Source organism: Pseudoalteromonas rubra, assembly GCF_000967655.1.
In the GTDB taxonomy this organism is placed as follows: Bacteria; Pseudomonadota; Gammaproteobacteria; order Enterobacterales; family Alteromonadaceae; genus Pseudoalteromonas; species Pseudoalteromonas rubra_A.
In genome coordinates, this window is the sequence record NZ_JXYA01000065.1 from 19,809 (window position 1) to 33,684 (window position 13,876).

Consider the following 13,876-nt stretch of genomic DNA (forward strand, 5'->3'; position numbering starts at 1 on the left):
GTCTCCAAAGTATCCGAAAAGCGGATAGTAACTAACTTTTATTCATCCGGTAGTTAAGCATAATAGCGGGTATTAGCAGTGAGCGGGGAATTTTATGCAAACGCACAATGTGGAGCTAACACAGCTCGGCCAGGATCAAAAAGGTCCGACGGAGCAGCGTAGCGAGTCGGTAGCCCGAACGTTCTGGCGCTATACCATACCAGCTATCGCAGCCATGATGGTGAATGGCTTATATCAGGTTGTAGATGGGGTATTTGTTGGTCATTTTATCGGAGCCGATGGCCTGGCCGCCGTGAATATCGCCTGGCCCGTGGTGGGCCTGATAGCTGGTCTGGGTACGCTGGTGGGGATTGGAGCCGGCAGTTTACTGTCGCTGTTTCGCGGAGCGAAAGACCCTTTACAGGCCAAGGCGGTGCTGGCAACCAGTATCTGGTTGCTGCTGATACTGTCATTCACAACCAGTCTGGCGCTTTATGCCAGTGGCAGCCTGTTGCTTGATCTGCAAGGGGCCAGTGGCGAGGTACTGAGGTTTGGTCACAGCTACCTGTCGGTATTCGGCTGGGGGGCTTTGGCCACTATGGCGGCGGGGGCGCTGCCCATGCTGATCCGCAACGACGGCAGTCCGGGTGTGGCCACACGCCTGCTGATTTTGGGGGCATTGACCAATATTGTCCTCGACTATGTTTTTATTGTGCTGTTGCAGTGGCAGCTTGCAGGAGCGGCCTGGGCCAGTGTGGTATCACAATCTCTGGTGGGTATACTCGCCCTCAGCTACTTTTGTTCGGACAAAGCGTGCGTCAGGCTTTCATTAAGCGGGTTAACCTTCTCTGTACAGCTTGCCGGTCGAACCTTAGTTCAGGGCGCGTCAGGGCTAGTGATGTTCCTGTATTTTGCCTTTATTACGGCGCTTCACAACAAGCAGTTGCTGACTTACGGTGAGCCCTTACATGTTGCAGCGTTTGCACTGATTGGCTACATCGGCGTGATTTATTACTTCTTTGCCGAAGGGGTGGCCAGTGGGATGCAGCCGCCGGTAAGTTATTACTATGGGGCAGGGCAAATAGAGAAGATTGCAGCGACGTTGAAACTGGCCTGTCAGGTGAGCTTGTCGGTTGGGCTGGCGATAGTACTTTTTCTGAATGTCTTTCCTGAGGCTGTGGTAGCCTTGTTTACTCAGGAGCAGGCACTACTCGATGAGGCGCAGCGCGGTGCCCGTCTGCACTTGTCCATGGTGTTTCTGGATGGCTTTATTTTTCTTGCCGCCATGTACTATGTGGCGCTCGATCAGGGGGCAAAATCTTTACTGATCTCGCTGGGCAATATGGCCATTCAGGTACCGTTTTTATTCCTGCTGCCGCAGCAGTTTGGCATAGACGGGGTCTGGCTGTCGGTGCCTGTGTCTAACCTGGTACTGACTTTGATTGTCGCACCTATGCTGTGGCGGGATTTGTCGCGGTTAAAGCGTAGCTCAGTGAGCAACAACTAAAAAAAGGGGGGTGGCAACCCCCTTTACATTTTATAGTAATCGTCTGGTGGGCACATATTGGTGGGCCGTTACCAGGCTGATAGCCACCAGAGTCACAATCACACCGCCCAGGCTTAGCGCAATGAGTGCTGGACTGGGCGAAAACACCATTAACGTTTTAAGCCAGGGCCAGCTCAGGCCAACAGCGATAACCGCAAATGCAATACTCATCAGTGCGGGTTGCAAAAACGCACGGACTCGTGCCAGCAAAACCTGACGGCGCTTAGCGCCCAGCATCAGGTGCACTTTAACCACGCTCTGTTGCAGATAGGCAGCATAACTTTGCAGACTATAAATGCCATACGCGGTAATGATCAGGATCAGCAGATTGACGAAGACCAGCAGCCAGGTGGTGATCCGCCGGTATTGATGCGCGCGGGCCACTTCATCGTCCAGCGCCCGCCACTGAGTGAGCACAAATTGTGGGTGCTGCTGTTGTAGTAGTGTGCTGAGCTGTGTTTTGCTCAGCGTCAGCCCGGGTGCCAGTTTCACCAGCAGGTAGGTAGCTGAGCCAAAATTAGGCAAGTAAAAGCGTGCGGGTGGCACAGGTTTACCCGGCAGTTGCAAATCGTCAATAACAGCAATGATGCGCTGGGGGGTTGAGCCATCTACTTCCAGGGTTTTATCCAGCACCTCACCACCGAGCTTTTGGGCAAACGTACGGTTGACTATGACCACAGGGCGTTGCTCGTCAATGTCTTGTTTGGTGAATGTGCGCCCGGTAATGAGGCGTTGTGCCAGCACCGCAAAGTAGTCTTGATCCACATTGCGATGAAAGGGCAGATAGCGGGTATCACGCCACGCAGCGGTGACATTAAACTGAAAGTCGTCTTTGAGTGGAGTGCGGGCAAAGCTGGCGGCCACCACACCTGGCTCTTGCAGCAAAGCTTGTTTAAAGGCCTTGGCCATCGGGGCATACGCAGACCAACCTTGCCAGTCCAGCGTAGCGACATTAAATTCCAGCTCGTAAACTTGCTGTGCCTCGAACCCCAAAGGATGACTCAGTTGTTTGAGATTATCCCAGACCAGCTGCGCACAGATCAAAATAGCCAGAGAGACCAGCAACACCTGTGAGGCGACAAAGCGCCGGATGGTGGTCTGGGACAATTGTGCAGCCTGGCCTTTGCCGCTGCGTTTGAGGCTGCGCATCAGGGTGTCTGACTGACAATGTCTGTGGCTTAATGCCATAAATAAAGCCAGGATAGCGGCCCCCAACAAGCTTGCCAGCAAAACCATCGGCCAGTTGAGCGCCAGTTGTTCGCTCTGATAGATAAACTGAGATAACCATGCGGCGCTGTATTGCAAGGCAAAATGCGTTACGCCTAGCGCGAGCATAACTGCCGGTGCGATGAGCAACAGCAGCTGGCACAATAAGGTATTACGCAGCGTTGTGTAGTTTGCGCCAACCACAGAACGCACAGCCAGCTGATGTCTGCTCTGTAGCAACTGGAGTAAAAACAACTGTGCCAGGTTGAGGCTTGCCAGCAGCAACAGTGCGAGCGTACAGGCAAACACGATAAAGATAATCGGGTGGTCACCACGTAGTGCGGTGGTCAGGGGCTGCGCGGTCAGACGGGTTTGCCAGTCTTGCAGTTGCTTAGGGGCATGCGAGGTGGCAGCACTGTTTACCTGGCTTTGCAGCTGGGCCAGCTGGGTTTGTGCTGTTTGCGAGCGCAGCAGCATACGAATGTTGGGATCGGGGCTTTGCCAGTATCCTTTGTACTCTGAATTATTGTAGCGCCAGGGGAGCCAGAGATCGGGCTGCCAGCCGGCTTTAAACAGCTCAGGTGGCTGATAATCTTGACTGACCACGCCACGGATTGGATGCTTTACCCCATTGATATTGAGGTGGTGGCGTAATATGTCTGGTGTGCCGCCAAAGGCGCTGTGCCAAAGCGCAAAGCTGATCACCGCACCGCGGGGCTGGGTATCGGGTGCGGCTAAAAATGGGTTGCTATGACCATAAATTAACTCCCCACCCAGCATAGTTTGCCAGTCGCCGCTGACATAAGCGGTTTTAATTTTTTCCTGATAGGTTGTCTCCAGTGGTACTTCTTCTGCGTAGTAAAAACTCAGCAGCGGATTTGGCTGTGTTTCGCCATCTGACGCAGGAGCGGTGTTGCCTGCCATGCGCAGCAGCTGTGTGACTGCCGGATAAGGCCAGCCATGATCGGTCAGTCCGGCGCTACTGGCCTGGCGATGATGGTCTAGTACCAGAGTATGTTGTGGCACTGGGTAAGGCAGTGGTTTAAACCAGATATGATAGAGCAGGGCGGCAACACAGAGCACGGCACTGAGTGTCAGTGTCAGTAAGCTCAACATACTGAGTGCCCAGCGTGGTTGCTGGCCTAGTTGCATAAGCGCTGGCTGTAAACAGGTGAACCAGATAAAGTCGCGATAGCGCTGTAACATAATGGATATCCATTAAACGGTCGGTGATCAGAGCCAAGTCTACAGCAAAGAATGCTCCAAAAAAATTGTATAATAATAACAAATGGTTATATATTTCATGCTGCCACTGAACACAAAAACGGACCGCCAGTCCGGAATTATACCATGCGGCAAACTCCACTTTTGCAGTGGGTTAGGGTGGTGTTGCTGGCAGGCCGTAAACTTGCAAAGAGGGAAATAACCATGAGCACAAAAACGTTGCGTGCCGCTTTTCTGGCATCAGCCTTGGTGTCTTTGGCGTCGGGCTGCCAGAGCACGGGCAGTGAGCGCCAATTGGCCCAGTTTAAAGCCGGTCCTGAACAAGCCTGTTATGACAGAGCCACGCAGCCCTATACATTTGTGGTCGACGCGCATGCGCACTTTCGCCCTTTTGGTGGCGAGGCCGTGCCTTACTCCGAATTGATCCGTTATTTTCAGCCCGCCGGTGTGTTGTTTGTCAATGTGTTTGGTATAGGACAAATGTTCAGTGCACAAAGTGGCTGTCAGCGCTTTTCATTGTGTCCGACGGGTGAAATCAAACCGACCATCAGAAATGATGTTATCAATGGGTCTAACGCGTTATTGCACCCAAATAGCGATCTGCATCTGACGTTATCAATGAGTTTTGCCGATCTCAGTGAGCCACAGGATGTGATGCAAAAGATGGATTTACTGGACGATGAATTTGGCCCGGCATTTACCTGGATGGGAGAGGTGAACCTGGTGAAGCAAGCTCTCTTCAAGCACGCTCACCGGGCAACGGAGCCTGCACACATTGCCGACTGGGCACCGTTTATGGCCAGACTCAGAGCACCTGAAGATGGCAGGGCGCCTATGCCTTTGTCTATCCATGCGGATATTGGCTCAGATCAGGCGCCCACCCAGTATTTACACCTGATGGAAAATGTACTGGCCCGTTATCCGGATAATCCGATTGTCTGGGTGCATATGGGATTGTCGCGGGAACAAACCAAGATGGATCCGCAGCAGCATATCGCTATCCTGTCGCGGTTGCTGGATGCTTACCCTAACCTGATGCTCGATATATCGTGGCGGGTGTTATACGAGGCCTATTTTCGCCACGCGGCGATCCGTGCGCAGTATGTGGCATTTTTTAATCGTTATCCAACGCGTATTCTGACCGGCAGTGATTTTGTCGCGGCAAAAGGCTATAAGCTGCGGGACTATCGGCGTGAAGTCGAGATCAACAGTCGTGTTAACCAATATCTGAGTGATGAGGCCTTTCGGCATATTGCCCTCGGACAAAACTACTTTGACTTAATGGGACTAAGCTATCGGGCGCCTGAGATATGCCAATAGCGACAGTTGTACTCGATGTGTAAATGACCCCGACAGGCGGGGTCAGGCAGCGCGTATCAGTGGCAATAAAAAGTCACAAATGTGTGGGTGTTACACTGACCAACGGTGTCACAAAAGTGGCTTGGCGGTGGTGCCGCACCACCAATCTGGGGCGTCAATGCTGCGTTAAGTCCTTTTGCGTCGTTTGACAGTTGCTTTACATGCTTTTTGTTTAATTGTAATTTCATGGTCTTTTTCCTTAGTTAAATTATGTTGCTTTTTTCAGCAACGCCTTCAACTTAGCGGGTAAAAACTGAACTAGCAATCACCTATTTGTAACATTTTTTACGCATTAATCTGCATGATTCTTGTTGAGCCAGTCCAGTGCTGTTTGTAGCGTGTCGTCCTGCTCCTGATTGTGTTGTCGCTGTTTAACCACTATGTCAGGGATAAATGCTTCTCTAGGTGTTCCGTCAACGTGATAGAGTTTTTCTCTGGGTAACATATAGCTGAGCTGGCTGTGTGGCAGGGTTTCACTATAGATGGCACCGAGTAGTTGTGACATTAGTGTGCCGATTACCGTTGCCCGTTTCATCCCATGCAACCCTATGGTCAGGCCCTCTCCCATGCTGCCTGTCCACTTGTCGCACAGTACAATTAATGGCTTGTCATACTGAAAGTCGCCACGGGGAAACACAAATTCCTGCCAGGCACGCTTCACCCCAAACTCACGTTCGATAGAGACTAGCTCATGTGTTTGATATGCCTGACGAGTTTTAATAAAGCGACTCATAATGCCTCTGGCCACTTCGGTATTGCCGCCACTGGGCGTGTGGCGTAAATCGAGGATCATGGCCCGGGTATCTTTCAACTGCTCCATTGCCTCGTCAAAAGCGCCGATTAGCGCATTATTGCCCAGGCTATTTTCCGGGCGAATATAGCCCACTGTGCCAATGCGCTTTTGCGTCAGCAGGGGTTTTTCTGCAATCACATCTTTTACAATGGCTTCAATATCCAGCAGCTTTATTTCGGTCTTACCCTGCCAGCGAACTTCCAGCGAGAGAGTTTGTTTACGCTTCCCCGTCAATAGCCGGTTGAGTGTCCAGCTGCTTGCAGTATCCAAGCCAGAGACGTTGGCCCTGGCAATGGCTTTAGCAATGGGCACGCCATTGAGGCGTAAGATCTGCATCCCCGCGCGGAAGCCCTGTTGATAGGCGGGTCCCATAAATGGCACTGCGGTGATGATGGCTTGCTCGTTTTGCCACACCCCCCATAAACCACTGGCGGTGGGCATTGGTAGATAATAGTCTGACGGTCTGGGCGTTACATCTGCATGATGATCATACCAGTGCTCCAGGCAGTGGTTAAGCCGCGCAGATAGCTGCATCCTGTCTTTAAGCTCAGTACTTTGATGACGAACACATTGCTCAAAGGTGGCAAAGTCAGTTGGCTTTTCATCGCTATAGGCGTAGCCGAGCCGGACATAATCAATAAAACTCTGAAGGTCCTGTTGTATTTGTGTGGGTGTAAGAAGATTTTGCTTATCATCTGTTTTAGTGGAGGCTGAAGCATTGCTCATGCCACAGGCTGCCAGAAGTGTTGCGACGAGTAGTGAACGCATGACTATCCTTAATGTTGTTGGTTTTGTTATTGGCCTGCCAGTCGCTCTTCATATTCGTCCTGCAATTGCTGGTAATCCTGTACCGACAGCTCAGCGCTTTGATATTGACGCTCCAGGATCAGTATTTGCTTGATATAGAGCATACTGGCAATAAAAGCTTCAGGTTCAACCTTTTTAGAGCGCTGCAAGATTATCAGATGCTCATTGAGTTCGCTTAACCCTTCCACGGAAAGGTTTTTGCTGACCAGATTCTGGGTGAGCATATTGTCCAGGTATTGGGGGTAAACGAGTGGATTGCGGGCAAAAAATGCTTGCTTGTCGCCATATTCTTCGATGTTTTGCTGGTAGGCCTCATGAAGGCGGATACTATAATCCAGGCTTTCCTCTACAACGGCTTCTGCAGCGTGGAGCACCTTAATCAGATCTTTGATTTCTTTTCGATCTGCGTCGTAGTTACTGATCGCAATTGCCAGTAATACACCCACTAAGGTTGCAATTAAAGTCAGGATAAAATTACAGGCGACCTCGTAACGGTGGGTAAAGGCTTTAAACCTGGAAGTGAACAATAGGGCGCTGAGAGCCAGCAATACGAGTGTTAGAATGATGTACAGCATAATGGGACATTTTTAGTTGTTATATGCGTAAGATATTGACTTTGTGTATGAAGTGCAACCAAATGACAAAAAGAGGATGAAGTTTGCCTGGATGGCGATTGGTAATAACTTCACCCTGCTCGCAAATCTAAAGCCGTTGTGCCGTCTTGTCATTTGCGTGTGTATCCAGCCAATGAACCAGCGTGTCCAGCGCGCCTGGCGCGAAATCATCGGCAGTTAAATACAGTGCTGCCCGCATTGGCAGGTCGGTTTTGAGCAGGCTGTGGGATGCGTTACTGATCACCTTCTGCTCCAGCGTATCTGCTGCGCCCACTGTGCTGGCAAACACCTGCTGGCTGTGCTGCACATCTACCCGGATATCTGAATCGCCAAACAGCGCCAGCATAGGAAAATGAATATGCGCAAACCCTCGACTAACGTCCGAGTCGATATTGGCACGCACAAAATTGAACCTGGCCTCATCCTGTATTGGCTTTGCCATAAACGGATGCAGGTGTAAGTCACTGCCCTGGTAGTCGTCAAATCCGGCCTTGATCAACTGGTATTCCAGCTCATTCAGCTGGGCAATTTCCTGCCAAATACCGTCGTCGTCGGCATGGATCTTTTGTTCTTCTATCAGGCGCAGCCACATCGTGTACTGGCTTTGCTCTCGCCAGTTGGCAGCGCCTCCCACTAAGGCGGCAAATTTAATCTCTGGCTCATTGCTCAGCTCGGCCAGCACCCAGCTTGCCTGGCTAAAGCCAAGCACGCCTATCGGGTTATTCGGGTAGCCATTTTGCCTGAGATAGCGAATTGCGCTGCGAACTTCCTCTGCGCGCTGTGGCATTGTTTGCGCCAGCCAGTCGCCGCTTGAATTACCAATACCGGGTTTACTCCACGACATAGTGGCATAACCTTTGTTTGTGAGTGTTGTGATAATGGGCTCGAAGTAGCCTTGGGCGCTGTGATCCATCGCGCCATCACCATGTACAAGCAGGACAATGGCATCCTGGCTCTGGTGTTTTTTGGGAGTGACCAGCCGGGCCTCTAACGTGTTGGTGTTGGCATTGAATGCGATAACGCGGTCCTCCACTTGCTCCTGATTACTGTTATGGCAGCCACTGAGTAACCCCAGCACCATACAGGCGCAGGTAATCAATGTAGCAGTACTCCATCTGGACATAATGATCTCTCCTTTAATTAGAATGCGAAACGCTCAACAGACTCCTACCATATAGAAAGCCCCGCAAGATGGGTGTAAAGCCGTGTGGGAAGTTGTAATGAGCTGTAAGAATTAAGCCTGGGTAAAGGGGGATGCTCTGTCGTTGGAATGTTATACTTTTGCTGTATGGCAAAAGTGTTTATCAGTCTTATCTATTATCATTCTTTGAGAAATAATCTACAGTGAGTACTCACAGCGCGTTGCTGATAAAACGTACCGGCATTGCGCGTTCGATCACATCATTCAGGAGGATAACATGAAAAAAGTACTCATACCGGTCACAAACCACGCAACCTTAGGTGACACAGATCAGGCAAATGGTACCTATGCCCCTGAGCTGACCCATGTTGTGCACGTATTAAAAGCGCAGGGCATTGGCTATGAACTGGCGTCTATTCAGGGTGGTCAGGTGCCTTTATATGGTACTGACGCAGAAGGCGACGAGGTTAACAGTCAGATGCTCGAAGACGCAGAGTTACAGGCAAAAATTGCTAATACTTTGAGTGTGTCTGAGCTGAATATCAGCGATTATGATGCCATCTTTTATCCCGGTGGTTTTGGACTGCTCAGCGACCTGGCCACCGATGAACAGTTTGCCACGCTGGCGGCAACGCATTATGAAGCCGGTGGAGTGATTGCTGCGGTGTGTCATGGCCCGGCTGCCTTGTTACCCATTACGCTGAGTAATGGTGACCCCCTCATTGGCGACAAATCGGTGACCTGTTTTACCCGTGAAGAAGAAATTGACTTTGGTACCATCAGCAGCATTCCGTTTTTGCTGGAAGAAGCCATTGCCCGCAAAGCGGCGCAGTACCGTAAGGTTCAGCCGTGGCAGGAATTCGTGATTGAAGATGCGGGCCTGATCACCGGGCAGAACCCAGCCAGCGCACATGCCGTGGGCGTAGCCCTCGCTCAGCACCTTAAAACACAATAATTGAAATGACACGCTGGCCGTTTCTTTGATGGAGACGGCTGGCTTGTTTAGATAAGGATCCCAGGAAGTTATGATCAAGGTACATCACCTCAACCAGTCGCGCTCGACCCGCGTTTTATGGCTGCTCGAAGAGCTTAAGTTACCCTATGAAGTTGTGCATCATGCACGTGATCCCCACACCAGATTGGCGCCTGCCAGCCTCGGTCAGGTCCACCCGCTGAACAAAGCGCCGGTCATTGAGCACAACGGCGTGGTACTGTGTGAATCCGGTGCGGTTATGGAATATTTGCTGGATCAAGCCGGTGCAACCAATTTACGTCCGCACAAGAGCGATGCGCACTATTACCAGTATCTCGAATGGTCGCATTTTGCAGAAGGGTCGCTGGCTTTGCCTGTGATCGCAACTTTGCTGATGGGGATGGAGCAGCGTGACGGCAGCGCCCCGATGGACGGGTATATTGCCAAAGAGCTGGCGCTGGACCTCAACTACATTGAAACAACGCTGGCACAACAGGCATTTTTTGCAGGCGAGCAGTTTAGCGCAGCCGACATCATGATGACCATCACGCTGGAATTTGCCGCGAACCTGAAGCTGCTGGATGATAAACCAAATATCCAGGCCTATCTGAATACAGTACAAAGCCGCGAGGCTTATCAGACTGCCAGAAAGCTGGGCTAATTCACCCGATTAGCGTCTGCTTTGCTTTATGTGTGCGGAGCAGCCGCTTGTTGAGTGCTGATCATGTGTATTACCTTTAATTATCAATAAAAAGCAAATACTGATTGTTTAATGAGGTCAATAATAAAGCTTTATTAAATAATCTAAACTATATCAGTACCGCGAGTTTATGTGCTCCGGATCTCCTCAATAGCCATTGTTAACTTTAGCGAGCGATATAGTGATGACAAAAACCATTTTAATTACCGGCGCAACGGATGGAATTGGGCTGGCGACGGCGAGAACCCTGCTGGAGCTTGGCCACCGAGTTATCTTGCATGGCAGAAACGCTGATAAGCTCACTGCGTTGAAAGCGGAATTTGCAACCCAGTCACCACCACAACAACCGACGACGTACACAGCTGATTTGAGTGTTATTCATGATATTAAGGGCTTTATCAACGAGCTTAAGCAGGCTGGCACTGAGCTGGATGTACTGATCAACAATGCGGGCGTCTTTGTGGTGCCAGAGCAAACCACGTCTGAGGGGATTGATGTGCGCTTTATGGTGAATACCATTGCCCCATATCTACTTACCCAAGCATTGCTACCTGACATGAAGCCAGGTGCCAGAGTGATCAACTTATCATCTGCTGCGCAATCATCTCTGATGCCACAGGAGATAACAGCATCCAGCAGTCTGTCGGATAATGCGGCCTACGCCAAAAGTAAACTGGCCCTGACCATGTGGTCGATGCAACTGGGCGCTGCCTCTGGTCGTGCTCTGCCTGCGATTATAGCGGTGAATCCTAAGTCTTTTCTGGGCTCAAAAATGGTTGAGCAGGCCTATGGTGTGGCTGGGGGCAATGTTCAGGAGGGCGCGGATGTGTTGGTGCGAGCCGCGCTGTCTGAGGAGTTTGCCCAGGCGTCTGGCCAATATTTTGACAATGACCTGGGGCGCTTTGCTCGGGCTCATGATGATGCATATGATGAGCAGAAAGTGGCTGAACTGATCCAAGTCCTGGAGACTTTTCGCCAGCATCATGGCTTTGCTTAGTGGATTTGCCACTGTGCAATGACAGTGGCAACAGATTGTTACTCGAAACGAGAGAATTGATTGAAAAAATCGAGCTGAGCCGGGTGGGTTAAGGCTTTTGCCGCAGCGCCTGTATTTGAGGGATGATGTCAGCTTTATCCAGCCCAAGTTGATACATGATCAACCCAATGACCATGCCTGTGCGCCCTGAACCACCTTTACAGTGAACTGCAACAGTGCCTTGTTCAGATAGTATTGCTTTAAGCTTCGGCCAGCTCTGTGCAAATGCCTGTGTAAAGTCTTTATTAGGTGGTGCATCGTCAGCGATGGGCAGCTGAAACCATGATACGCCAAGGGCGTCACATACCTGAGGTAACGCTGTTGCCTCGTTACTCTCTAATTCCGAAGGATACATGAGTGTCACAATGGCCTGTGCACCGGCATCGTGCAGTTGCTGTACGGACTCAGTGAGCGAGGTGCCCTTTGTACCCGGGCAAGGTGTAAACAGTAAGGCCGCACCAGTGTCTAATTGTAGTGTATCAAAAGGATGTGAAGTCATTTACCCGGTCTGCTCCTGTACTTTGTAGCGGTCGATCAGTTCATCCATATCCATTGCGGCTTCTGCGATATTGGAGGCGGCCACAGCAATTTGTTCGGCGCCGGTCACATTTTCAGTGGCCTTGGCAAATATTTCGACAATATGCCTGCTTACTTCGTCTATGGCATTGCTCTGCTGCTGCGTATTCACCGATACGGAGTCAGTAACCGATTCCACCTGCTTGGCTTGTTCAACAATTTTACCCAGAGCGTCTTTAATCTGCTCTGCACGATGGGCAGCCTGCATGGCGTTGTCCTTACCCTGCGTGATCACATCCGACGCGGATTGTGCACTGCTTTGTAGCTCGCTGACCAAAGCCGAGATTTCTTCGGTTGATTGTTGGGTGCGACTGGCAAGACTGCGCACCTCATCGGCAACCACGGCAAAACCCCGGCCCTGCTCGCCTGCCCGGGCCGCTTCAATGGCGGCATTCAGCGCCAACAAATTAGTTTGCTCTGCGATGCTTTGGATCATATCAACCATGCTGGAAATGCTGCCAACGCGCTCGTTCAGGGCATCTACCGAGGCGGCGGATTTTTCCATGTCGTAGGAGGCCTGCTGGATCACTTTTACAGCGTCGCTGACCACCTTTTGACCGTTGACTGACTCCTGAGAAACGGACTTTGCCACCGCTGCATTTTCCAGCATCGAGTTTGCGATTACCTGAATATTGGCGCTCATTTGTTCCGCGGCAGAGGCGATGGTCTGAACACCGGATTGTTGCTCAACCAAGTTAGTTTGACTCTGGCTGATGGCACAGGCGGTTTCGTGGGTCGAGGTAGCAATTTTATGTGAGGCACGGCCAAACTCAATCAGGTCGTCTTCAAATTGTTGGGTTAGCCGGTTGATATCTTTGGCTGAGTTACCCAGGTCGTCTGAACTTAGGACCGAGATTTCATGGGCCAGATTGCGATTGTTAATGGCAATGGCTATCCCCTCGGCAATTTTAGCTGACTGCTGGTGACGCAGGCGGATAGAGATGAACAGGGCGGCGGTGATCAACAACCCAATCAGCAGGATGATCACTTCTATCACAAGTATTGTGACCGCGGTTTCCTGAATATCGATGGCGGTTTTATCAACCAGCGTCAATGCCTGTTCCTCGGCCTCTTTCAGGGCGTTAATACGTCGCGTGGCGGCTTCAAACCAGGCTTCTGGATCTTGACCAAACCCCGAATCGCTGTCAGCGACAATGGCTCTAAAGCGCGTAACGTCGCGCATGGCACTTGAGTTCAGGGCACGCTCAAACATGGTTCTCATTATGGGAGGCGAGGCTTCCAAAGCTTCCGCAAGATAGACCTCTTGCTTGGTCAGCAATTGGGTGTATCTGGTTCTCAGTGCTGGTGTAAACTGGTCTTTTGCAAAGGTGTTAGACAAGACAGCCCGCTCAATACCAGCAGACTCTTTGGCGCTGGAAAAATTATAAATGGCCATCAGCTCGGTCGAGATAACATGATCTTTGCTCAGCCTTGCTGCGGTAATGACTATATGCAAGCCCTGATTATTGATGTCGGTGTAATATTTCAGTGCGTCGGGGAGGCTCATGGAGAGCGAGCTTACGCGTTGGCGAACACTATCCAGTTGGTTAAATTTGTTTAAAAATGTTTCGAGCTCCTGCTGCATGGGTTGTGACAGCGTCCAACTTTTGGCCTTCTTTCTCAGATTAGACAATTGGTCGTCGGTCAACCGCCGTTGTTGCGTTAGATTGCTTTGAAACTTGCTACCTCCTGAACCGATGAATCCGGCAGAGGCACCACGCTCTTTTTGCGTTTCATGTACCAGCGCGAGCACTGCATGGCTCAAAAAGGCATTGTATTCAGCGTCATAGGCATCATTCATTCGTTTGGCTGCAGTCGATACATCATAAAAAATGACGCCACCGAGCAACAAACAGGGAAGTAATACGACAAGGGTTAAATGGCTGGATATGGTTTTAGCTATAGTTCTCAGCATACACGAC

The 13,876-nt window shown here is 50.7% G+C and carries 12 protein-coding genes; 5 read left to right on the plus strand and 7 right to left on the minus strand.

Annotation, left to right across the window (positions count from 1 at the left end; genetic code table 11):
• Nucleotides 1-94: 94 nt before the first annotated feature.
• A complete protein-coding gene (locus TW77_RS22055; RefSeq protein ID WP_082079014.1) occupies nucleotides 95-1,486 on the plus strand; it encodes an MATE family efflux transporter in 1,392 nt (463 codons plus the stop codon).
• A 30-nt stretch (nucleotides 1,487-1,516) separates the two neighbouring features.
• Here TW77_RS22055 and TW77_RS22060 read toward each other — a convergent pair whose 3' ends face one another.
• A complete protein-coding gene (locus tag TW77_RS22060) occupies nucleotides 1,517-3,937 on the minus strand; it encodes an ABC transporter permease (RefSeq protein WP_046007119.1) in 2,421 nt (806 codons plus the stop codon).
• 222 nt (nucleotides 3,938-4,159) lie between these two features.
• On the opposite strand from TW77_RS22060, the gene TW77_RS22065 reads away from it, so the two are divergent.
• Nucleotides 4,160-5,275: an amidohydrolase family protein gene (locus tag TW77_RS22065; protein WP_046007120.1), complete on the plus strand. Its 1,116-nt coding sequence runs from the start codon at nucleotides 4,160-4,162 to the stop codon at nucleotides 5,273-5,275.
• Nucleotides 5,276-5,331: 56 nt separating this feature from the next.
• Here the strand turns inward: TW77_RS22065 and TW77_RS25285 are convergent, their stop codons facing one another.
• The 4 genes from TW77_RS25285 to TW77_RS22080 all read right to left on the minus strand — a co-directional run bounded on the left by TW77_RS25285 (nucleotide 5,332) and on the right by TW77_RS22080 (nucleotide 8,651).
• Nucleotides 5,332-5,502 carry a hypothetical protein gene (locus TW77_RS25285; protein WP_156158734.1) on the minus strand — a complete coding sequence of 57 codons (171 nt, stop codon included), beginning with the start codon at nucleotides 5,500-5,502 and terminating at the stop codon, nucleotides 5,332-5,334.
• 104 nt (nucleotides 5,503-5,606) lie between these two features.
• A complete protein-coding gene (locus tag TW77_RS24495) occupies nucleotides 5,607-6,875 on the minus strand; it encodes a S41 family peptidase (protein ID WP_052713306.1) in 1,269 nt (422 codons plus the stop codon).
• Nucleotides 6,876-6,901: 26 nt separating this feature from the next.
• Complete coding sequence (locus TW77_RS22075; RefSeq protein WP_046007121.1) at nucleotides 6,902-7,489, minus strand: hypothetical protein; 588 nt, start codon at nucleotides 7,487-7,489, stop codon at nucleotides 6,902-6,904.
• Between the two features lie 127 nt (nucleotides 7,490-7,616).
• Nucleotides 7,617-8,651: an alpha/beta hydrolase family protein gene (locus TW77_RS22080; RefSeq protein ID WP_046007122.1), complete on the minus strand. Its 1,035-nt coding sequence runs from the start codon at nucleotides 8,649-8,651 to the stop codon at nucleotides 7,617-7,619.
• Between the two features lie 295 nt (nucleotides 8,652-8,946).
• On the opposite strand from TW77_RS22080, the gene TW77_RS22085 reads away from it, so the two are divergent.
• The 3 genes from TW77_RS22085 (at nucleotide 8,947) to TW77_RS22095 (ending at nucleotide 11,339) form a co-directional block, all read left to right on the plus strand.
• A complete protein-coding gene (locus TW77_RS22085) occupies nucleotides 8,947-9,624 on the plus strand; it encodes a type 1 glutamine amidotransferase domain-containing protein (RefSeq protein ID WP_046007123.1) in 678 nt (225 codons plus the stop codon).
• Between the two features lie 70 nt (nucleotides 9,625-9,694).
• Nucleotides 9,695-10,303, plus strand: coding sequence for a glutathione S-transferase family protein (locus tag TW77_RS22090; protein ID WP_046007124.1), 609 nt, complete (start codon nucleotides 9,695-9,697; stop codon nucleotides 10,301-10,303).
• A 223-nt stretch (nucleotides 10,304-10,526) separates the two neighbouring features.
• The gene (locus TW77_RS22095; RefSeq protein WP_046007125.1) at nucleotides 10,527-11,339 is read left to right on the plus strand and encodes an SDR family NAD(P)-dependent oxidoreductase; all 813 of its coding nucleotides are present in this window, start codon (nucleotides 10,527-10,529) and stop codon (nucleotides 11,337-11,339) included.
• 88 nt (nucleotides 11,340-11,427) lie between these two features.
• Here the strand turns inward: TW77_RS22095 and TW77_RS22100 are convergent, their stop codons facing one another.
• Both TW77_RS22100 and TW77_RS22105 read right to left on the minus strand, forming a co-directional pair.
• Entirely contained in the window at nucleotides 11,428-11,877 is a 450-nt protein-coding gene (locus TW77_RS22100; protein ID WP_240479532.1) for a tyrosine-protein phosphatase, read from the minus strand.
• A complete protein-coding gene (locus TW77_RS22105) occupies nucleotides 11,878-13,869 on the minus strand; it encodes a methyl-accepting chemotaxis protein (protein ID WP_046007126.1) in 1,992 nt (663 codons plus the stop codon).
• Nucleotides 13,870-13,876: the final 7 nt, after the last annotated feature.